This window comes from Chitiniphilus eburneus (assembly GCF_005048205.1).
Lineage (GTDB): Bacteria > Pseudomonadota > Gammaproteobacteria > Burkholderiales > Chitinibacteraceae > Chitiniphilus > Chitiniphilus eburneus.
In genome coordinates this window covers 36,049-57,193 of the sequence record NZ_SUMF01000003.1, presented here as the reverse complement: position 1 = coordinate 57,193, position 21,145 = coordinate 36,049, and the positions used below count along the sequence as shown (strand labels likewise).

The 21,145-nt window shown below is 64.9% G+C and carries 22 protein-coding genes; 1 reads left to right on the top strand and 21 read right to left on the bottom strand.

The genetic code is table 11. From position 1 onward, the window contains the following. Positions 1-87: 87 nt before the first annotated feature. Both cysM and FAZ21_RS05200 read right to left on the bottom strand, forming a co-directional pair. A complete protein-coding gene (gene cysM / locus FAZ21_RS05205) occupies positions 88-966 on the bottom strand; it encodes a cysteine synthase CysM (RefSeq protein ID WP_136772224.1) in 879 nt (292 codons plus the stop codon). Between the two features lie 40 nt (positions 967-1,006). After that, positions 1,007-1,666 carry an HAD-IA family hydrolase gene (locus FAZ21_RS05200; RefSeq protein ID WP_136772223.1) on the bottom strand — a complete coding sequence of 220 codons (660 nt, stop codon included), beginning with the start codon at positions 1,664-1,666 and terminating at the stop codon, positions 1,007-1,009. A 117-nt stretch (positions 1,667-1,783) separates the two neighbouring features. On the opposite strand from FAZ21_RS05200, the gene FAZ21_RS05195 reads away from it, so the two are divergent. Then, the gene (locus FAZ21_RS05195) at positions 1,784-2,713 is read left to right on the top strand and encodes a helix-turn-helix domain-containing protein (protein WP_246038496.1); all 930 of its coding nucleotides are present in this window, start codon (positions 1,784-1,786) and stop codon (positions 2,711-2,713) included. A gap of 72 nt (positions 2,714-2,785) precedes the next feature. On the opposite strand, the gene FAZ21_RS05190 is transcribed toward FAZ21_RS05195, so the two are convergent. The 19 genes from FAZ21_RS05190 to FAZ21_RS05100 all read right to left on the bottom strand — a co-directional run bounded on the left by FAZ21_RS05190 (position 2,786) and on the right by FAZ21_RS05100 (position 21,110). Then, complete coding sequence (locus tag FAZ21_RS05190; protein WP_136772222.1) at positions 2,786-3,712, bottom strand: NADP-dependent oxidoreductase; 927 nt, start codon at positions 3,710-3,712, stop codon at positions 2,786-2,788. A gap of 68 nt (positions 3,713-3,780) precedes the next feature. Continuing rightward, positions 3,781-4,338: a hypothetical protein gene (locus tag FAZ21_RS05185; protein WP_136772221.1), complete on the bottom strand. Its 558-nt coding sequence runs from the start codon at positions 4,336-4,338 to the stop codon at positions 3,781-3,783. A gap of 657 nt (positions 4,339-4,995) precedes the next feature. Then, positions 4,996-5,985, bottom strand: coding sequence for a YncE family protein (locus FAZ21_RS05180; protein WP_136772220.1), 990 nt, complete (start codon positions 5,983-5,985; stop codon positions 4,996-4,998). A gap of 420 nt (positions 5,986-6,405) precedes the next feature. Then, positions 6,406-7,407: an ADP-glyceromanno-heptose 6-epimerase gene (gene rfaD / locus FAZ21_RS05175; RefSeq protein ID WP_136772219.1), complete on the bottom strand. Its 1,002-nt coding sequence runs from the start codon at positions 7,405-7,407 to the stop codon at positions 6,406-6,408. Positions 7,408-7,584: 177 nt separating this feature from the next. Beyond that, complete coding sequence (locus tag FAZ21_RS05170; RefSeq protein WP_136772218.1) at positions 7,585-9,357, bottom strand: glycoside hydrolase family 9 protein; 1,773 nt, start codon at positions 9,355-9,357, stop codon at positions 7,585-7,587. A gap of 117 nt (positions 9,358-9,474) precedes the next feature. Next, on the bottom strand, positions 9,475-10,353 hold the full coding sequence (locus FAZ21_RS05165) for an ROK family protein (RefSeq protein WP_169307260.1): 879 nt from the start codon (positions 10,351-10,353) through the stop codon (positions 9,475-9,477). Next, positions 10,350-11,015 (bottom strand): uracil-DNA glycosylase, encoded by a 666-nt coding sequence (gene ung / locus FAZ21_RS05160; RefSeq protein ID WP_136772391.1) that lies wholly within the window; start codon positions 11,013-11,015, stop codon positions 10,350-10,352. The genes FAZ21_RS05165 and ung overlap by 4 nt, the downstream gene beginning before the upstream one ends. Positions 11,016-11,032: 17 nt before the next feature. Next, positions 11,033-11,518: a PilZ domain-containing protein gene (locus FAZ21_RS05155; RefSeq protein WP_169307259.1), complete on the bottom strand. Its 486-nt coding sequence runs from the start codon at positions 11,516-11,518 to the stop codon at positions 11,033-11,035. Positions 11,519-11,613: 95 nt separating this feature from the next. After that, positions 11,614-12,405: a TrmH family RNA methyltransferase gene (locus FAZ21_RS05150; protein ID WP_136772215.1), complete on the bottom strand. Its 792-nt coding sequence runs from the start codon at positions 12,403-12,405 to the stop codon at positions 11,614-11,616. Between the two features lie 70 nt (positions 12,406-12,475). After that, the gene (locus FAZ21_RS05145) at positions 12,476-13,846 is read right to left on the bottom strand and encodes a hypothetical protein (RefSeq protein WP_136772214.1); all 1,371 of its coding nucleotides are present in this window, start codon (positions 13,844-13,846) and stop codon (positions 12,476-12,478) included. Further along, a complete protein-coding gene (locus FAZ21_RS05140) occupies positions 13,834-14,562 on the bottom strand; it encodes a class I SAM-dependent methyltransferase (protein WP_136772213.1) in 729 nt (242 codons plus the stop codon). Before FAZ21_RS05140 ends, FAZ21_RS05145 begins: the two co-directional genes overlap by 13 nt. Positions 14,563-14,565: 3 nt before the next feature. After that, complete coding sequence (gene motB, locus FAZ21_RS05135) at positions 14,566-15,459, bottom strand: flagellar motor protein MotB (protein WP_136772212.1); 894 nt, start codon at positions 15,457-15,459, stop codon at positions 14,566-14,568. A gap of 3 nt (positions 15,460-15,462) precedes the next feature. Beyond that, positions 15,463-16,323, bottom strand: a complete 861-nt coding sequence (gene motA, locus FAZ21_RS05130; protein ID WP_136772211.1) for a flagellar motor stator protein MotA — start codon at positions 16,321-16,323, stop codon at positions 15,463-15,465. A 130-nt stretch (positions 16,324-16,453) separates the two neighbouring features. Further along, on the bottom strand, positions 16,454-17,035 hold the full coding sequence (gene rnhB, locus FAZ21_RS05125; RefSeq protein ID WP_136772210.1) for a ribonuclease HII: 582 nt from the start codon (positions 17,033-17,035) through the stop codon (positions 16,454-16,456). Continuing rightward, a complete protein-coding gene (lpxB, locus tag FAZ21_RS05120) occupies positions 17,032-18,213 on the bottom strand; it encodes a lipid-A-disaccharide synthase (RefSeq protein WP_136772209.1) in 1,182 nt (393 codons plus the stop codon). Before lpxB ends, rnhB begins: the two co-directional genes overlap by 4 nt. Before the next feature lie 10 nt (positions 18,214-18,223). Next, on the bottom strand, positions 18,224-19,000 hold the full coding sequence (gene lpxA, locus FAZ21_RS05115; protein ID WP_136772208.1) for an acyl-ACP--UDP-N-acetylglucosamine O-acyltransferase: 777 nt from the start codon (positions 18,998-19,000) through the stop codon (positions 18,224-18,226). 120 nt (positions 19,001-19,120) lie between these two features. Beyond that, positions 19,121-19,579: a 3-hydroxyacyl-ACP dehydratase FabZ gene (fabZ, locus tag FAZ21_RS05110; protein ID WP_136772207.1), complete on the bottom strand. Its 459-nt coding sequence runs from the start codon at positions 19,577-19,579 to the stop codon at positions 19,121-19,123. Continuing rightward, positions 19,576-20,610, bottom strand: a complete 1,035-nt coding sequence (gene lpxD / locus FAZ21_RS05105) for a UDP-3-O-(3-hydroxymyristoyl)glucosamine N-acyltransferase (RefSeq protein ID WP_308418434.1) — start codon at positions 20,608-20,610, stop codon at positions 19,576-19,578. Before lpxD ends, fabZ begins: the two co-directional genes overlap by 4 nt. An 8-nt stretch (positions 20,611-20,618) precedes the next feature. Next, on the bottom strand, positions 20,619-21,110 hold the full coding sequence (locus tag FAZ21_RS05100) for an OmpH/Skp family outer membrane protein (RefSeq protein ID WP_136772205.1): 492 nt from the start codon (positions 21,108-21,110) through the stop codon (positions 20,619-20,621). Between the last annotated feature and the right edge of the window lie 35 nt (positions 21,111-21,145).

Here is a 21,145-nt window from a genome sequence, read left to right as displayed (position 1 = left end):
TCCTTGGCGCGACCGACCCGGCCCTCCGGCCCCGGCCACGTTTCGCGCCTTGTCCGGAGCGGTCATCGGCCGCTCATCACCGGCCTTTCAGACCGGAAACACCCCGGTGGACAGATAACGGTCGCCGCGATCGCAGACCACCGATACGATCACCGCGTTTTCGAGTTGCGCGGACAATTGCAGCGCCGCCGCCAGCGCCCCGCCGGACGAAATGCCGGCGAAGATGCCCTCTTCCCGGGCCAGCCGCCGCGCCATTTCCTCGGCTTCGATCTGGCCCACTTCCAGGATGCGGTCGATCTTCGAGAAATCGCAGATCGCCGGCACATATTGCGGTTGCCACTTGCGGATGCCGGGAATCGCCGCGCCATCCATCGGCTGCACACCGACGATCTGGATCGCCGGATTGGCTTCCTTCAGGAAACGCCCCGTTCCCATGATGGTGCCGGTGGTCCCCATCGACGACACAAAGTGCGTGACCCGCCCTCCGGTATCGCGCCAGATTTCCGGGCCCGTGGTCTCGTAGTGCGCCAGCGGGTTGTCCGGGTTGGCGAACTGGTCCAGCACGATGCCCTTGCCCTCGGCGACCATGGTGCCGGCCAGATCGCGCGCCAGCTCCATGCCATCGACCAGGATGACCTCGGCACCGTAGGCCTTCATGGTCTGCACCCGCTCCAGGCTGGAATTGCGCGGCATGATCAGCACCATGCGGTAGCCCATCATCGCCGCCGCCATCGCCAGCGCGATACCCGTATTGCCGCTGGTGGCCTCGATCAGCGTATCGCCGGGGCGGATGGCGCCGCGCGCTTCCGCATGGCGGATCATCGACAGCGCCGGCCGGTCTTTCACCGATCCCGCCGGATTGTTGCCTTCGAGCTTGACCAGGACCACGTTGCTGGTATCGCCGGGCAGCCGTTTCAGGCGCACCAGCGGGGTATTGCCGACAAAATCTTCGAGGTATTTGTACATTTTTTTTGGCGCTTCCAGTGGGTCGCCGATTATACCCCGATCAAACCACCTCACTGCCCGGTGGCAAACGCAGCGTAATGCCATCCGTGGTAACGCTCACGCCGACGTCCGCGAAATCGGCGATCCGGCCGATCACCCCGGGCGCGGCCGGCACATGGTTGCCCACCAGCACCACGCGGCAACCCGCCGCCAGCGCCGATGCCAGACCGGCTGGCGCGTCTTCGAACACGATGCACTCGCGCGCGGGCACGCCCAGGCGCTCCGCCGCCAGCAGATAGGGATCCGACGCGGGCTTGCCGTGCGGGACATCCTCCGCGGTGATCATCACGTCCGACAACGGCAGGCGACAGTATTCGAAGCGCATCTGCGCCACCGGCAACGCGGCCGAGGTGACCACCGCCCAGCGCCCGGCCGGCAGCCCGGCCAGCAGTCGGGCCGCACCCTCGTTGGCGCGTTGCCCTTCGACAATGCTGGCCTCCAGGTCTTCCAGCCAGCGCGTTTCGGCGACAACGTCGAGATGAGGCGCAACCAGCCGCACCGTATCCTCCGTGCGCGTGCCGTGGCAGACGCGGATCACTTCGAGCAGATCCAGCCCATGGCGCTCGCACCAGACCGCCCAAAGGCTTTCGACGGCGCCAGTCGAATCGACCAGCGTGCCATCCATATCGAACAACAGGGCGGCGGCTAAGTGTTCTTGCATCACGATGCTCCACAAGGTGCGATGTCCTCACTTTAGCCCTCGGCTGGCAGGCGATGCTGCCGAAATGGATCATCTTTCTCTACAATTGGCTCAATTTCATCACACTCTTTGAACCGTATGTTGACAAGAGAACTGGTGGGGCGCACGTTCGGCCAGGACTGGCACTACATATCGCTGACTACCGAACGGGTGCCCTTCCTCTGGCACTACCACCCCGAATTCGAACTCACCCTGACCCTGGGCGCGCAGGGCCTGCGCTATCTCGGCGGCGATGTCGCCCCGTTCGGTGAGGCGGACCTGGCGCTGGTCGGGCCCGGTCAGGCGCATACGTGGCAGGCGACGCCACGCGCCGATGGCATGCCCCAACAGGTGCAGGTGGTGTACTTCACCGAGGAATGGCTGCGCACCCTGAGCGGGCATGGCCTGCCCGAGCTGACCGGGTTTCGCACTTGGCTGGACGGTGCGCGCGACGGGGTGGTGTTCAGCCCGGCCTGTATCGCGCAGGTGCTGCCATTGTTCCAGCGGCTGCACGCCAGCCGGGGCATGCTGCGGCTGGCATGCCTGTTCGAGATTCTCGATGCGCTGGCGCGCGACAGCGATGCGCGGCGACTGGGCGCCGGCCATGGCGAATCGCGCGAGGACCCACGCCTGCGTGCGGCGCTGGATTACCTGCACGCACACTATCGCGAACCGGTGGCCATGGAGGACGTGGCACGCGTCGCGGCCACCAGCCCGGCCACGCTGAAACGGCTGTTCCGTGAAGGGCTGTTCAGCAACGTGACCGAAGTGCTGCAACAACTGCGTCTCGGCCACGCCTGCCACCTGCTGGTCAGCAGCGACCTGCCGATCCAGTTGGTCGCCGAACGCAGCGGCTTCGCCAATCCCGGCCATTTCTACCGCCTGTTCGCCCGGCAGCGCGGTTGCACGCCAGCCGATTTCCGTCGTCGTCACCATCTACTGGTTGCGCAGACCGCACCCCAGCCGTTCGACGAGCCGGCTCCCTCGCTGGACCTGCAACCGTGTGGCGGACCACTGGTTCAGCCCTGACCGATCCGGAACGGTCAGCGAAACCCGGTGCAGTCACGCTGGCAAGCAGCGCTTTGCCCCATTCCTGGCCCGTCATGGCGTGCCGACATGCAGCACGATCTTGCCGCGTGCCCGACCCGATTCGCTCAGTTCGTGCGCCGCGGCAACATCCGCCAGCGCGAATTCCGCCCCGACCAGCGGCCGCAGCACGCCATCATCGACCAGCGCGGCCAGTTCGCGCAGCACCTCGGCATCGGGGCCGATGAAAACGAACGCCCCGCGTCGGCCTTCGTGCTGTTCGGCCGGCGGGCTGACGATGGATACCAGCAACCCGTCCGGCTTCAGCACCTGCCACGACAGCGCCTGCACCGTACCCCCCAGCGTATCGAACACCAGGTCCACGTCGCGCACGGCCTGCTGGAATGGCGTGCTGCGGTAGTCGATCACCTCGTCGGCCCCCAGGCTCAGCACCAGATCGCGATTGGCGGCCGAGGCCGTGGCGATCACGTGGGCGCCGCGCCATTTGGCCAACTGGATCGCCAGCGAACCGACACCACCGGCCCCGGCATGCACCAGAACCCGCTGCCCTGGTTGTACCCGCCCCTGCCGGACGATCACTTCCCAGGCGGTGATACCGGCCAGGGGCAGCGAGGCCGCCGTGGCATGCGCAATCGTGGCAGGCTTGGCCGCCAGTTCGCTGGCGCGCACCGCCACATACTCGGCATAACTGCCGTTGCGCACGATATCGGGCCGGCCGTACACCGCGTCGCCCACCTGCAAATCGGCAACCCCCGCACCAACGGCGCTGACCACGCCGGAAACGTCCCAGCCCAGCGTCAGCGGCAAGGCATGGGGCAGCATTTCCTTGAGGTGGCCTTCGCGTATCTTCCAGTCCACCGGGTTGACGCCCGCCGCCACCACCTTCACCAGCACATCGCCATCCTCCAGCGATGGCATGGGCGCCTCCTCCAGTCGCAATACCTCACGCGAGCCGTATTGATGAATGCGCACTGCACGCATGGTTGCTCCTTTTCATCGCCAGAATTGAAAAGACGCCGACTTTCGTCGGCGCCCTCGTATACCTTTGTTTACTTTGCGGTGCTTTCGATCCACATCGCCAGCGCGCGTTTGTAGCGCACCTGCACCTGGTCGCCCACGGCGATATCGCTCAGGCGAGCGGCATCGCGCACCAGGAACTCGATCACCTTGCCCTTGGGGCCACGCAGCTTGAGCAGGCCCTTGGCCTGATCCACCGCGATCACGTCGGCGGTGATGATCTGGGTGGTTTCCCATGTGGCACCCGGCTTGTCGCCCTCTTCGGTACGACCCACGCCTTCTTCGGTGCGAATCTGCGCCACGCCGGCGCCGCCCTTGATCACATCGAACGCCAGCGCGCGATCGAGCACCACGGCGGCGATGTCGCCCACTTTCAACTGGTCGAAGTTGCGCACCGCGGGCGATACCGCGAACTCCGCCATCTCGCCATCCGGCTGGCGCACGGTGAGCACGCGCCGATCATGATCGACACCAGTGATTTCCACCGTCACCTTTTCGCTCTTTTCGTATAGGAACGGACTGGCCTCTTCAGCCCAGAGCGGTGCGGCCAGGCTGGTTGCGAGCAATGTAGCGAGCAGGATACGTTTCATCGGTTTCTCCGTTTGTAGATCCAGTGGCTGGACGTATTACAAAGTAGCCGATCCAGAATACGAGGCAAGGCGCGGATTGCCATGTTCCAGCGTTTGCGCCGAAAAAAAGCCGGCCAGGGGCCTGTGCCAGTTATTTAAGCGTCCACCGCCGGTATTGAAGTTAAAAGAGGACGTGATTCACACGTCCTCTTTTCTGGTACGTCAGGAGGTGTGGGGCGTGTTGATCGCCTACACATTATAGCGGCGGCCGATCCGCCTGATGACGGCGCAACAACAAGTGGCGCCGCAGCGAATCGGCTTCTCATGTTGCAGCGATGGCCATCATCGACCCGCCGGGCTTTGCGCCCCTGGAGTCGGCTGGAAACCTGCCCAAACGACTGGCATTGCTCTTTGAACAGCCGCGGTTGTTCGTGCTGCCCCCGGGACTTGTCCCAGCGTGGTCAAACGTCGTTCGAGCAAATTCCCAAACAAGCATGTCAGTCAGGCTTGATTGACTGGCATCAGGCAGAAGGGGGGCATCTTCGGGATGCGCCGCAGCGCCGGCTTTACCAGCCGCCCCGCGATGATCGAATCGATATTGCGCCACCACCAGAGGCGCCATTGGCGCCCCTGGTGGTGGTAAAGACCGGAACCGGATCGAGGGCCTTGCCGGTGGGGTCAGTCCCCCGCCGGGAGCCGTACCGCCAGCGCCTCGTTGGACAGGTTGGTGCCGCTACCCTGATCCAGGAATAGCACCCCTTCGCCGATCGGTGCCTGGGTCAGCGGATCGAAGGCCGCCAGGTAGCCGGTGTTGGGTGGGGAGCCGGAGTCGGCGGTTGCATTGCCCTCGCGGATGTACAGCACACCATTGGCAATGGCAATGTCGTCGGCGGTGAACCTGTCTGGCGTGTAGTAGAAAGCATGGCCGCCAACGCTGTCGTCGAGGTAGGTGCCGTCCGGGTTGTAGCGGATCATATGGGTGCCCCAGCGCGCCTCGACGGTGCCGGGCAAGGTGTCGACGTCGAGCAACTTGAGCGATACGACGATCAGCCGGCTGGTGTCGCCCGTGTCCATAAAATCGATGCCAAATGCATAATCCACCCAGGTAAGTGGTTGCCTCTGTAGCGAGAAGCTGGACTTGAACGTGCTGTCGCCCTCCTTGAAGGTGAGCACGTGCCCGACGAGGTCGTCGGCCAGCACCGCATACACGCCGTCCGGGTTCACCGCGAAGCCGTGGATGGGTTCTACCAGGGCCAGGTTGGCCAGTTGGGTGCCGAGATCGCCCAGGTCGACCACATTGCACTGGCCGCTAAGGGTATCGAGCGCCATCAGTTTGCCGCTGCTGCTCATGCCCATCAGCATGCCGTCGGAAGGACGGACATCCAGCGCGACCGGTTCTTCCACACAGGACTCGGAACCTTGTCTGATGAGAGCGCCGGTTACCGTGTCATACCAGACGGTGCCGCCGGCAGGGTTGTAGCTGATCCAGCCGGTGGGCGGTGTGGGCGTCGGCACGGGTGTCGACACGGATGCCGGGGGCGGGCCACCGTTGTTGCCGTTGACACCGATATTTCCACTATCTCCATCGCCACCACAGGCGGCCAGCCCCAGCGCGCCACAGAACGCCAGCAGCACCAGGATGGGTTTCAGGCGAACATTGGATTTCATCGTGCGTTCCTCTCAATCGAATGGAATACGGCCCGGCATGCTCACGTGGCAGGACACGTAATATGTATGCCCCTGTACTATCGAAAGCGATGTGCTAGGTTTGAATTCCTTGACCCGCGTCAAGCAGCACCCACCCCGCCCCGGGAGCAGAAGGGTGGCCGTCCTCGGAATGCACTGCGGCGCTGGCTTTGCCAGCCGCCCCGCGATGATCGAATTGGTATTGCACCAACACCAAGGGCGCCAATGGCGCCCTTGGTGTTGGTAAAGACAGGCGCGGTTATTCGCGCTACCCCCGGGACTTATCCCAGCGTGGTCAACCGTCGTTCAAGCAAACTCCCAGACAAAAACAAAAATGCCAGTCAGGTTTAACTGACTGGCATCAGGCCAGGGGTCGGTCTTGTCGTCCGCATGCCGCGGGGATCAGCCCGCCAGCAAGGCATTCACATAGCGCTGCACACCTTCTTCCACCGAGTAGAACGGCGCGTCGTAGCCCGCCTCGCGCAGCAGGGTGAGGTCGGCCTCGGTAAAGCACTGGTACTTGCCGCGCAGGGCATCGGGGAACTCGGTGTATTCCAGGATGCCTTGCGCCACCAGTTCGGCCAGGCTCAGTGCCGGCAAGCCGTCCTGGGCGCGACACGCATTCACCGCAGCCACCGCCACATCGTTGAATGGCTGGGCACGCCCGGAACCGACGTTATAGATGCCGCAGACCTCCGGATTGTCGAGGAACCACAGGTTGACGTTGACCACATCCTCCACCGACACGAAATCGCGCGTGTGGCCACCGGCGGCATAGCCACCGTATTCGCCGAACAGCTTGACCTTGCCCGACTCGCGATACTGGTTGAAGTGATGAAACGCCACCGATGCCATCCGCCCCTTGTGCCACTCGCGCGGGCCATAGACATTGAAGTAACGGAATCCGGCCACTTGAGCGGTGATCTGTCCGCTATCGATCCGACGGCGCAACACCTGATCGAACAACAGCTTGGAATAGCCGTAGACGTTCAGCGGCGCCTCGCATTCCGGATCCTCGTAGAAACCGTTGCTGCCCGCGCCGTAGGTGGCCGCGCTGGAGGCGTACAGGAACTGAACTTCCTCCGACTGGCACCATTCGAACAAGGCCAGCGTGTACTGATAGTTATTGTCCATCATGTACTTGCCGTTGTGCTCCATGGTGTCGGAACACGCGCCCTGATGCAGGATGGCAGACACTTCACCATCGAAGCCACCGCTGGCCAGCTCTTCGATGAAATCCTGCTTGTCCAGGTAATGGGCAATCTGGCAGTCGGCCAGATTGCGGTATTTATCGCCCCGGGTCAGGTTATCGACGGCAACGATATCCGTCTCGCCCCGCGCATTGAGCGCGCGCACGAGATTGGAGCCAATGAACCCGGCCGCGCCGGTGACGATGATGGTCATGGGTGGAAACCTTGGTGGATGACTGGATGCGCGGGCAAGGATGGCCCCGAAAGGCCACTAGTATAACGGCGGGTGAGGGGCGAAGCGTGAGGAGTGAGGAGTAACGTCAAAAGCAACAAGCTACAGCCCGGTTTTGCATTTGCTCCTCCCCCCTCACTCCTCACATCTCACCCGCCCTCACACCGCCAGCCGGATGCACAGCGCCAGGAACAGCCACGCACCGTGCGGCATCCACTGTTCGGTCCAGCGCCAGCTATGCGCCATGGTCGCCACTTCGGCGGGACGGAAGTCGATGTTTTCGTCGTCGTCGAAACCACCGGTGATGCCATTGCATACGCCACCGGGTGCGTTGAAGTAACCGGGTTCATAGCGCGGGTTGTTACGGCCCCAGCCTTGCAGCATGCATGCGTCGTAGGGGTTGGCGCCCAGCACCCAGTCCAGCGCATGCTGCGCGTGCGCGGCGAGGCGTGCCGCGAATTCGCCATCCTGCTCGAACAATTGCGCGGCGCGCTCGTAGGCGGCGGCGATGGAGCCGAGGCGCGCGTTTTCGCCCTGCCACCAGTAGCCCGATTCGTTGTCGTGCGGAATGAAGAACTGCGTCTTGCCCGGTTTGCCGTGCTGCCTGACGTACTGGCGCGGGTAACCGAAGGGGTTGTTCACTTCGGTGGTGATCGCCAGTTCGTACTCGAAGGCCAGGCGCAATGCTTCGCGCACGCGGCCGGACAGCGGATGATCCGGCGCCACTTCCAGGAAGCGGATCAAGGCCAGCCATGGCAACCCGGCCTCGGCAGCGTGGAAGTAGCTGCGCTCGCCATGCGCGTCGGCGCGGAACCAGCCCTCCGGTTGCTGGCGGTCGAGCAATGCCAGCACGCGGCGCGCGGCGGCATCGGCATATTCGCCGTCGCCGGTGACGGCCAGCAGCTCCACGGCGGCCAGCAGCGCGCAGTAGTCGTCGATGATGTTTTCGACGCCATCGTCCAGGTACTCGACGTTATGTGCTTCCAGGTGGGTGAAGCCACTGCGCGCCGCCCACAGGTAGTCGGCCCGGGTATGGCCCTCACCGTCGCGCGGCAGCGTGGAGGCACGAGCCAGCGCGGCGATCGCCACGCCGCCGCCCTGGCGGTACGCCGCCTGGTAGCTGGCGAACTTCTCGCCCTTTTGTGTCTTGTATTCGCAGATATCGCGCCGGTTCGGGTCCTTGGACCACTGGTCGAACACGGTCATGTAGAAGTAGCCCGCCGGATCCTGCATCCGTACCAGGTAGTCGGCGCCGTGCAGTGCCTCGTCCACCAGCCGCTCGTTGAACCAGCGCGATGCAAAGGCCACGGCTTCGTCGGTGGTCTTGACGTCGATGGTTTCCACCGGCCGGCCGCTGATCCAGCGCGGCGGCGTGTTCAGCCGGCTCCAGCCATCGGCCAGGTTCCAGACCACCTGCGGCGTCTGCTGCGGGTTCATGAACTGCGCATACGACAGGTGGCTGAGGTATTTGGAGCAGTCGCCCGACGCGTCGTACCAGCCGCCATGCACATCCCGGCGTTCCTCACTGCCCCACTTGGCGCGCGAACGATCCGCCTGATCATAGATGCCAGTGCAGCGCTGGCCTTTGACGTAGTGGAGGATGTCCGACAGTAGCAGGTCGCCGAACAGGCCCGGCCGGATGGCGAAGGTGTGCGAAACCAGCGGTGGCGACACCTCGTCGATGACCAGGAAATAGTCGCCCTCCTGTTCCAGCGCGCTGAAATCCGCGCGCCAGTAATGCCACGGTGCGGCGCCGGGCTGGCCCCAGCGCGCCACGTTGCCGGCCGCTTCCAGCCGGCCTTGCACCACACGTTCGCGGGTCTCGGCGCGATAGACCGAAAAGCCGCCAGCGGCGAGGCTGGCTGGTGCTTCCAGCAGCGCCTGCTTGACGCCGCCCGGTTCGAAGCCGAGGTGATTGAACAGGATTTTCATGGCTTTCCCCTCCCGCCAACGCGGGCTGATTATGGTGTTCTGGTCATGGGGCGACAGGTCGGGGCATCTCGCGGGGCAGGCATTCCCCTGTCGCCGCCCCGGCTTCTGTCGGTCGCATCAAAACAGGCGTTTGGCAGTGAACCAGTTGCGCGCCGCGCCGATCATTCCGGCGTGATTGCCGGCACTGGCCAGCGCGATTTCGCTCATGCCGCGAAAATCCGGCAACAGGCACTCGGTGATGCGGCTGTCGATTTCCTCATGGAAACGCGCACCACGGCTGGTGATGCCGCCACCGATCACCACCCGTTGCGGATTGATGGCATAGATCAGGTTGGCGATGCCGGTCGCCAGCAAGGTCAGCCATTCCTGCACCACTGCTGTCAGTACCGGATCGCCACCGTCGTACCCGGCGAAAATGGCATGGCCGTCCAGGGTCTGGCCGGTGGCCGCCTTCGCCGCGCAGATCAGCCCGCGCATCGAGGCATGGTCTTCCCACAGCTTGTCGGCGATGCGCATATAGCCCCATTCGCCGGCGGCGGCGCGATGGCCGCGATACAAGCGATGATCGATGACGATGCCGCCGCCGATCCCGGTGCCCACGGTCAATGCAATGTAGTTGCCCACGCCTTGTGCCGAGCCGCGCCAGCCTTCGGCCAGCGCCACGCAGTTGACGTCGTTTTCCACGGTGACCGGCAGACTGAAGGCGTCGTCCAGCACCTGGAGCGGTGAGGTGCCGACGTAGCCCGGGATCGCTTCCGCGGCGGCGGTGACGAAGCCGGTCAGCGGATCGATCAGGCCCAGCGTGCTGACGGCGATGCCATCGGGCCGGTATTGCTCGACCAGCGGCCCGGCCAGCTCCACCAGCCGCGCCAGCACGAAATCGGCGCCGCGCTTGCCTTCGGTGTCCGCCACCCAGGTTTCGCCCACTTTGCCGGCGTCGTTGACGAAGCCGTATTTGATATGTGTGCCACCGATATCGAATGCCAACAGATTCACGAACGGATTTCCCAATTGATCGGTGTCTTGCCGATGGATTGCAGATAGGTATTGGCCGCCCGGAAGTGGCCATTGCCGATAAAACCGCGATGCGCCGACAGCGGCGAAGGATGGGGCGAGGTCAGGACGCAATGCCTGTGACTGTCGATCAGGGCGCCCTTCTTTTGCGCGTAGCCCCCCCAGAGCAGGAACACCAGTCCTTCGCGTCGCCGGGCCAGTTCGGCGATCAGCCGGTCGGTCAGCATCTCCCAGCCGCGCCTGGCATGGGCCGCGGCTCGATCCGCCTCGACGGTCAGCACGCTGTTGAGCAGCAACACGCCCTGCGCGGCCCAGTCGTCCAGTTGTCCATGCTGCGGCGGGGTGTAGCCGTAGTCCCGTGCCAGCTCCTGCCAGATGTTGCGCAGACTGGGCGGAATCCTGACGCCACGCGGCACGGAAAAACTGAGCCCGTGGGCTTCGCCCGCGCCGTGGTATGGGTCCTGCCCGAGCACCACGACCTTGACGGCATCCGGCGCCACGGCATCCAGCGCGGCAAACCAGTTTTCCTGCGCAGGATACACGGTCTTGCCAGCCGCCAGCTCCCCCTCCAGGAATGTCGCAAGTCCGGCAAACGCGGGGCTGTCCAGCACCTCCCCGGCCAGGTCGCGCCATGCCGGGGGCATCAGTTGCGCTAGCCAGATCACAGGCCCGCCTCCCGTTTGCGGCGAATCTGTTCGCGATGATGACGGAACACCATGCGCTCCAGCGCTTCGCGCAACATCTGGTCTTCGATGATCCAGCGCGCCGCCACACGATGGCCGCCGCTGCCGCTGGGTTCGCAGGCGATGATCTGGGCAGGCAGGCTTAGCAGGAAGGGCAAGGTATCGCTGGGGCTGAACCCCACCCAGCCACGCGCGCCACTGGGCAGCGGCTGCGCCTGAAACCAGACGGCGTGTTCGATGCCGATGCGCGCCTCCACGCTGGGCGGCAGGGCGGGCGTGAGCAGGCGGGCCAGCCAGACCAGTTGCAGGTCGAGCTTGGCATCACGCGGGTCGGGGGTATCGTCGCCGACGTGTTCGATCGCACCCAGCACGTCGAGAAAACGCGCGGCTTCGAAAGGCGACTGCTTGGATTCGGTCTGCCACGCCAGTGGCAGGCGCGATTGGAAATGCACGCCATCGTTCATGGGGGGATTCCAAGGGTGGGTCGCCGGATTATAGCGGTTGGCCGCCATTTCAGATTTTGTCGAAATCGCCCTGCGCCTGCTGAATTCGCCGCGCCTCAGGCGCGTGGCGGGAACATGCCGCCGAGCTGGCGCACGCGCTCGTACAGGCAGATCGCCGCCGCCGCGCCGACATTGAGCGATTCCACGCCGGGCGCCATCGGAATGCGCAACCGCAAGCGTGCCCGCGCGGCAAGCTCGGGCGTGACACCCTGCCCTTCGGCGCCCACCGCCAGCGCTAGGTCACCGGTGAGCGACGCGGCGTGCAGGTCGATCGCGCCGTCGAGCAGGGTGGCGGCGATCACCCCCTGGAAATCGTCGGCGAACGCCGGCAGGTCGGCACGCTCGACGATATCCAGCAGGAAATGCGCGCCCATGCCGGACCGCAACACCTTGGGCGACCAGACGTCGGCGCAGCCGGGGGACAACAGCACCTGCATGACCCCGGCCGCCGCCGCGGTGCGCAAGATGGTGCCGACATTGCCAGGGTCCTGCACGCCATCAAGCAGCAGGCAGAAGCCATCGCGGCGCGGTGTTTTCGACGCAGGCCAGTCGGTCAGCGCCAGCACGCCGGTCGGGCTGGGCAGCTCCGACAGATCGGCGAACAACGTGGGGTCGATCAGGGTGAGCGGCGAACCCGCACGGCGGATCAGCGCGGCGATTTCGGGGGACGCCATGCCTTGCGGCGTGGCCAGCAGCCGGCCCGGCACCCAGCCGGCATCCAGCGCACTCGCCAGCAGATGCGGGCCGTCCAGCAAGGTCTGCCGCGACTTCAGCCGCTCGCGGCGTTGCGTGGCCAGCTTGTGCAGATGCTTGAACAAGGGATTGTGGCGGGACTGGATGGTTTCCATACGGCACGGGCGGAAGGGTGGGCGGAGAGCGGAGTGTACCCGTTGCGCGACCAGCCGGCGGCGGGCCGGCTCAGCGCGGCGTGGTTTCCGCCAGCGCCTTGCAGGTCAGCTGGCAGATGCGCCGCAGCGACTGGTAATCCGCCTCCGACAACGGCGCGTCGCCGCCACGGTCGGCGAACAGCATGCCCAGCGGCTTGTCGTGCACAAAGAGTGACATGGCACAGAAATCGTCGCGCCCCACCTGATCGATGAGCAATGGCGGCAGCATGGTGGCCCATTCCACACGCTTGTCGCCATGCAGCCAGAGGCATTGCGGCTTCTGCATCAACCGGGCGAACAGCGTCGGCACGTCCAGCGCCAGCTCGAATGCGCACAGGGGGTCGGCCTCCGGCACGCCGAGCGTGAAACGGGTACGCAGCACCTTGCCATCCGGGCTGATCAGGATCAGCGCAATGCGGCGCATGGTCATGCCCTCGGACAGCGCATGCACCGCCAGCGATACGATGTGGTTGGCGGCGGCCCCCTGCTTGCCCGCCAGATGCAGCGCCTGCAAGCGCTGCGCCAGTGGATCGGGGCGCGGCGGCGCTGGCGGCCTGGGTGGCGGCGGCACCGGCCATTCGCCCGGCAGCATGGCGAGCCAGCGAGCGGGTGGCCAGCCCAGGGAATCCCATTGTTCGTGCCGGGCATATTCCAGCATCCGGCCCACCAGGATGCGCCAGACCAGCGATTCCGTCTGCTGCAACACCTGGGCGATCGCCTTGCACGCGTGCGTCACCTCGTCCTGCCACCAGCCGCGCTGCACGGCATGCGCCAGCCGCAACGTGGCGTGCTGCATGGCATGGCGCGGCGTGGCTTCCCCCCGCTCGCGGCACAACGCCAGCACCGGCTCAGGGGTTTGCCATGCGGTCAACAGCCGCTCCAGCGGCACCGAGCCCGGCACGTCGGGCTCGCCGTCGGCCAGCAGGCCCAGCAGCGCCGGTACGCCCAACAACACCGCGGCAGCGGTGACTTCGTCCGGATGGGCATCATGGCGCCGCGCCGAGTAATCCCGCACCAGGCGAATCGCAAAGCGGGTGTTCAGCACCTGTGCCCGGTAGCGGTGATAGCGCTGTGGGTCTTTCGCCAGCAACTCCTCGACGGTGGGCCCCCGCACGAAATGCTCCACGAAGGGGGCAACGCCGTAGAGCAAGACCACGGCTTCGACCGACACCACGTCCGAAGCCAGACTGGAGCGGGTGCGCTGGTTGGCGGTGCGCAGCACCTTGGCGGCCAGCAGGGGATCGTGCAGCACGATTTCCGCCAGCTCGGCGGGATCGGCGCGTTCGCCCCGCCGCGCGAACGGCAGCATTTTTTCGCGGGTGGCCTGCATCAGCGGCAGTGGCCGTGCGCGCCAGTACGCCAGCGATGCGGCAGGGTCGTGAGCGGTATTCAGCGTCGCCATAGCAGCAGCTCGCTCCCTTTCCAGTCGCCGACTTCCAGCCGCTGCAACGGGGGCTGGTCGGGCACGGCGAAGCTATTGCTCACGAACAGCGCGCCGGGCGGCAGTTCGCGGTTGATCTTGTCCCACAGGGCCGGCATCGCCACCGGCGACAGATAGGCATACACCACGTCGTAGCCCGCCAGCGGCTGGCTGAACAGATCGCGCCGCAGCCAGCTTGCCTGGGGACGCGAACGCAGCCGTAGCCGCCCGATCAGCCAGGGCAGCCACGCGGTCTCCACGCCGCAGCTCTGCACATCGGGACGATGGCGCGCCAGCCACGCCAGGACGGTGCCGGTACCGGCCCCCAGGTCGAGAAAACGCGCGTGCGGTGGGATATGTTCGGACAATAGCGCCAGGGTGCGGGCATTGCTGAGGAAAAGCGGCACCCGGCTTTTGACGACCCCGCCATAGAGCAGCAGCAATGCGATCAACCCGATGCCCCAGTACCAGGCCGGCCACGCCAGGGTATCGGCGACGGCGACCGCCAGCGGAAACAGCAGATGGATCAGTCGCCACCACCGGCCCTGATGCAGCCACGGCGCGGCAATGGCAGCCGAGATGCCAACCAGGAGTGCGAAAGGAATGGGTTGAACCGGCCAGCCGGTCAGAATGAAACCGGCGAGGACCACCAGGCAGGCGGCACCTTGCAAGGCCAGCAGACGCGCCATTTGCGACATGGATCAGTCCGGCTTGACCTGGGCGACGGCGCTGGCGTTGTTGGCATCCCCCATGCCCGCCTGGTCGCGGATGTCCTGCTCCGCTTCGCGGTTGAGCACCACGATGCTGATGCGGCGGTTGATGGGGTTGTAGATGTTCTTGTCGTCCAGAGGGATTTCGTCGGCGAAGCCGTTGACGCGAAGTACCTTCTTGTTGTCCAGGCCGCCGCGCACCAGCTCGCGCCGCGAGGCGTTGGCGCGCTCGCTGGATAACTCCCAGTTGCTGAAGCCGCGCTGGCCGCCCGCGAACTGCTGCGCGTCGGTATGCCCCGAGAGCGAGACGGAATTGGGTACGTCGTTCAGCAACTGGCCGATTTCGTCCAGGATTTCCCGCGCATAGGGTTCGAGTTCGCTGCTGGCGGACTTGAACATCGGGCGGTTCTGGTCATCGACGATCTGGATGCGCAAGCCTTCGGCCACCATGTCCAGCCGCAACTGGTTCTTGAACTGCGCCAGCTTGGTGTTGCGCTTGGCCTTGTCTTCCATCAGCGCTTCGAACTTGCGCTTCAGCTCGGAAAGGCGCTTGCGATCGTGGGCGATTTCGGTCTGCTCGGCACCGCCCTTCTTCATCTGACCCGATTCCTGCGTCAGATCCTTGCCGCCGCCCTGGATCAGCGATTCGGCCGCGCCCGCGCCGGTGCCGCCCTGGCTGGCCACGCGCAGCGGGTTGTTGAAGTAATCGGAAATGCCCTTGAGATTGCCCTTGGAAACCGAGCCCAGCAGCCACATCAGCAGGAAGAACGCCATCATGGCGGTGACGAAGTCGGCGTAGGCGATCTTCCAGGCGCCGCCGTGGTGGCCGTGACCACCCTTCTTGATCCGCTTGACGACTATGGGGCGCTGGGAATCGTCGCTCATCGCCTACTTGCCCTTGGTGGCCTTGACGAAATCTTCCAGTTCCTTGAATGACGGGCGATCCGCGGAGGCGAGCGCCTTGCGGCCGAACTCCACCGCCACCTGCGGCGCATAGCCATTCAGGCTGGCCAGCAGCGTGACCTTGATGGTGCTGAGCACCTGGTGATCTTCCGCCGCCTTGTTTTCCAGCACCTTGGCGATCGGGCCAACGAAACCGTAGCCGAGCAGAATCCCCATGAAGGTACCGACCAGCGCGGCACCGACCAGCGGGCCCAGTTCGGCGGGCGGCAGATGCAGCGAGCCCATGGTGTGCACCACGCCCATCACCGCCGCGACGATCCCGAACGCGGGCAGGCCGTCGGCCAGATTGGTGATGGCGCCGGATGGCACCGAGGCTTCGTGGTGATGGGCGTCGATTTCCACGTCCATCAGGTTTTCGATTTCGAACGCGTTCAGGTTGCCCCCCACCATCAGACGCAGGTAGTCGGTCATGAATTCGACCACGTGGTGATCGTGCGCGATCTTGGGGTATTTGGCGAACAGGGGGCTGTTGTGCGGATCCTCGACGTCGCCTTCGATCGACATCAGGCCTTCCTTGCGCACCTTGCCCAGGATTTCGAACATCAGGGCGAACAGGTCCATGTAGAACGTCTTGTTGTACTTGGAGCCCTTGAAGATGGTCGGAAATGCCTTGAATATGGCCTTGAGCGGCTTGCCCCCGTAGCTGACGATCATGGCCCCCAGCGCGCCGCCAAAGATGATGACGATCTCGGCAGGCTGCCAGAGCGCCGCAATATGGCCGCCCACCGAGGCGTAGGCGCCCAGAATGCACGCGACCATGAAAACGTAACCGATGATGACAAACATGCCGAGGGGTTGCCTGTGGGGGTGAGTTCTTATCGATGTTGCAAGGCGGCAATTCTTGCCGCCCGGTAGGCATATTAGGTTCTGACGGCCCGCCTGACAACGTGAGTCGCGCGGCAAAGCCGCTTTATCGCTACCAGAGCGACGCCTGGGCGCCCGCGGCCCGGACGGGAGCAAAACTCTGCCGATGCTCCGGGCAAGGCCCCAGCCGGCCCAGCGCGGCCAGGTGTTCGGCGGTCGGATACCCCTTGTGCCGGGCGAAACCATAACCGGGGTAGCGGATATCGAGCGCCAGCAGGGCCCGATCGCGCGCGACCTTGGCCAGGATCGACGCGGCGGAGATCGCCTCCACCTTGGCGTCACCCTCGACGATGGCTTCGGCGGGCAGCGTCAGGCCCTTGGGAATGCGGTTGCCGTCGATCAAGACCTTGTGCGGCACCAGCGACAGCGCGGCCACGGCGCGCTCCATGGCCAGCATGGTCGCATGCAGGATATTGAGCCGATCGATTTCCTCACGGCTGGCTTCGGCAATGGCCCAGGCCAGCGCGCGTTGCTGTATCTGCGGAAACAGCGCTTCGCGACGGCGCTCGGTCAGTTTCTTGGAATCGTTCAGCCCGACGATGCCATGCCCGTCCGGCAGCACCACGGCGGCGGCGAATACCGAGCCGGCCAGGGGCCCCCTGCCCGCCTCGTCGACGCCGCACAACCACATCATCGCCCACCTCGCAGCAAGGCCACGATGGCATCGGCCGCACGTTCGGCACCGCCACACCGCAACGATTCGTGCAGTTGGGTGAAGCGCTCGACCAGCACCGCGCTGGCCGCGCTGTCGTCGATGAAGGCGCCCAATTGTGCCGCCAGCTTTTCCGGGGTGGCATCGTGCTGCAACAGCTCAGGCACGATGCGCTCGCCCGCCAGCACGTTCGGCAGGCTCACGTAGGGAATCTTGAGCTTGCGCTTGACCAGCCAGTAGGTGAAGCCGCTGATGCGATAGGTGACGACCGTGGGACGCTTGGCCAGCATGGCCTCCAGTGCCGCGGTGCCCGATGCGACCAGGATGGCGTCCGAAGCCATCATCGCTTCGTGCGCATGGCCGAACAACAGGCGGAACGGCAGTTCCTGCGCCTCCAGCCGCCAGATCGCGTCCTCGAACAACCGGCGCGTCTCCCGCGTGACCAGCGGAACCAGAAACTGGGCATGGGGATAACGTTCGGCAAGCAGCTTGGCCGTGCGCACGAACAGTTCGGCGTGCATTTCCAGTTCGCTGATCCGGCTGCCGGGCAGGAATGCGAACACCAGGGCCTTTTCAGGGACATCCAGCAGTTCGCGGATCGCCTTCTGATCCGGCACCAACGGAAACTGGTCTGCCAGCGGATGCCCCACATAGGTGGCCGGAATCGCGGCATCGCGATAGATGGCCGCCTCGAAGGGAAACAGCAGCAGCACGTGCGACGCCGCGCGGCCGATCTTCTTCAGGCGCTCCGCACGCCAGGCCCAGACCGAAGGGCTGACGTAATGCACTGTGGTCAGCCCGGCCGAGCGCGCGGCCTTTTCCAGGCCCAGGTTGAAATCGGGCGCGTCGATGCCGATGACCAGGTCCGGCCGCTCCTCGACGATGGCACGCTTGAGCCGGCGACGAATCCCCAGCAGCTCTGGCAGATGCTTGATGACCTCGGCGTAGCCACGCACCGCGAGCTTGTTCATCGGCACGATGGAATGGGCGCCGGCGGCCATCATCCGGGGGCCGGCGATGCCGGAAAAGCGCGCATCGGGCAGGCGCTCGCGCACCGCGCGGATCAGGTCGGCGCCCAGCAGGTCGCCGGATGCCTCGCCCGCGACGATGGTCAGCCGGGGGCCGGTGGCGCCGGTAGCGGCAAACAATTGGTTGCTCATACGGTAGGGATCAACGAATGATGCCACGCTGGCTGAGGGCGAAGAACTCCACGAAAGGCCGCAGCGCCGGCTCGTCGTTGGCTCGCGCTTCGATCTGCGCGCGCGCGTCGTCGTAGGACAACCCTTCGCGATAGAGTGTCTTGTAGGCACGCTTCACGGCGGCAATCTGATCGGCATCGAAGCCGCGCCGCTTCAGGCCCTCGGCATTCACGCCCCGGGCCGCCGCGCGATTGCCTTCGCAGATCACGAAGGCCGGCAGGTCCTGGACGATGATGGAGCCGCCGCCCGCCATGGCATGCGCACCAATGACGCAGAACTGATGGATCGCGCTCAGCCCGCCCAGGATGGCCCAGTCGCCGACGTGTACATGCCCGCCCAGCGTGACCGAGTTGGCAAACACGGTATGGCTGCCCACCTGGCAATCGTGACCGATATGCATGTAAGCCATGAACCAGTTGTCGTCGCCGATACGGGTCACGCCCTGGTCCTGCGTGGTGCCGGTGGAGACCGTGACCGACTGGAAGAACGTATTGCCCTCGCCGATCTGCAGCCGGGTGGGCTCGCCCCGGTATTTCTTGTCCTGAGGCTCGCAGCCGATATGGCCGAAGGCATGGAAGCGATTGCGGGCGCCGATGTCGGTCACGCCATCGATCACGACATGCGGGCCGATCTCGCACCCCGCGCCGATGCTGACAGCCGGGCCGATCACGGCATAGGGCCCGACGATCACGTCGGCCGCGAGTTCGGCCTTGGGATCGACGATGGCGGTGGAATGAATGGTTGTCATGGCAAGAAGCTTCCGGGCTGATTCAGCTTCGAACCGGCCGGGCCAGGGAATTGCCCCGCGCCCGATGCGGCCACGTGCCGCCTTCACCGGTCCTGCAAAGGCGGCGGCGCCGCCAGACAATCAGGCAGTCTTGCTGACCTGGCGCTCCGCGCATAGCAGATCGGCCTCGGCGGCCAGTTCCTCGCCGACATAGGCCTTGGCCTTGTATTTGCCGATACCGCGTTTCTGCGTGACGATCTCGACGCACAGGGTGAGCGTATCGCCCGGCAGCACCTGCCGCTTGAAGCGCGCATTGTCGATGCCAGCAAAGAAATACAGCGTACCGCTGTCGGCGGTCTTGTTCTCGGTCTTGAACGCCAGCACCCCGGCCGCTTGGGCCAGTGCCTCGATGATCAGCACACCCGGCATCACCGGGTATTGCGGAAAGTGCCCGGTGAAGAACTGCTCGTTCATGGTGACATTCTTCACCGCCTTGATCGACTTGCCGGGCTCCAGTTCGAGCACCTTGTCGACCAGCAGGAACGGATAGCGGTGCGGCAGGTATTTCAGGATTTCGGTGATGTTCATGGTGATGCTCATTCTTGCTCCCCTGCCGGTGGATTCAGTCCCGCCAGCTTTTTTTCAAGTTGCTTGACGCGCTCGGCCAGCGCGTCCAGGTGGCGCAATTGCGCCGCATTCTTCAGCCAGTCGGCATGCGCCTGCATCGGGTACGAGCCAGAGTAGACGCCGGGCGTGCGGATCGTCTTGGCAATCAGGGTGCCACCCAGCACCACGACCCCGTCGCAGAGTTCCAGGTGGCCGCTGATCATGGCCGCGCCACCGATCTGGCAGCGGGCGCCGATCTTGACCGATCCGGCGATGCCGACGCAACCGGCGATGGCGGTATGTTCGCCGATCACCACGTTATGCGCGACCTGCACCAGGTTATCGATGCGGGCGCCGTTGCCGATCAGCGTATCGTCCAGCGCGCCGCGGTCCACCGTGGTGTTGCTGCCGATCTCGACGTCGTTTCCCACGATGGCGCGCCCGATCTGCGGAATTTTCTCCCAATGATCGCCAGCCCAGGCATTGCCGAAGCCATCGGAGCCGATCACCGCGCCCGGATGCAGGATGACGCGGTCACCCAGCTCGCAATGCGCCGCGAGCACCGTATTCGGATGCAGCAGGCAATCCGCGCCGATCCGCGCTCCGGCGCCGACATATACATTGGCCCGCAACACGCTGCGCTCGCCAATGCTGGCGCCCGGGCCGATCACCACGCCAGGCCCGATCTGCGCGTCGGCCGCCACCACGGCGGATGGATCGACCGAGGCTTTGGGATCGATGCCCGCCTCGATTTGCGCATCGGGATACAACACGCGCGCCGCGCGGGCGTAATACAGGTACGGATCGCTGGTCACGATGCAGGGGCGCGACAGCGACGGCGCCTCAGTGGGGCGCACGATCAATGCGCCGGCCAGGCTGGCCTGCGCGGCACCCAGGAATTTGCGCTGGACCAGGAAGGACAACTGATCCGCGCCCGCCCGCTCCAGGCTGGCCAACCCCCTGACGCGAATGTCCTCACCCTGTAGCTCGCCGCCCAGGCAAGCGATCAATTCGGAAAGCAGCATGCCCGGCATCACTTGTCCGACAGCAGCTTGAGCACCTTGTCGGTGATGTCGATCTTGGGCGTGCTCCAAGCGGCTTCCTGCAGGATCAGGTCGTATTTGTCGGCGGTGGCGATCTGCTGGATCGCGTTGTTGATCCGTTCCTGGACGCCCGCCAGCTCTTCGTTGCGACGCGCGTTCAGGTCTTCGTTCAACTCACGTTGCATGCGCAGGAAATCCTGGTTCAGGCGCACCAGCTCGCGCTCGCGCGAGCGACGATCCGTCTCGGACATGGTGTTTTTATCGAGCGCCTGCTGCAACGCCTTGCCTTGCCCCGCAACCTTCTGCAATTCCAATCGTCTCGCTTCGAATTCCTTTTCCAGCCGTTTGCCGGCCCGAATGGCCGGGCCCGACTCGCGCATGATGCGCTGGGCATCGACAAAGCCGATCTTCATCTCCGCGCTGGCAAAGCCGGACAACACCATCAATACCGTGCCGATCAAACATGCAATTCTGAACTTCATCTGGCCACCTCAAACACGGAAAGAACGTGCCGCCG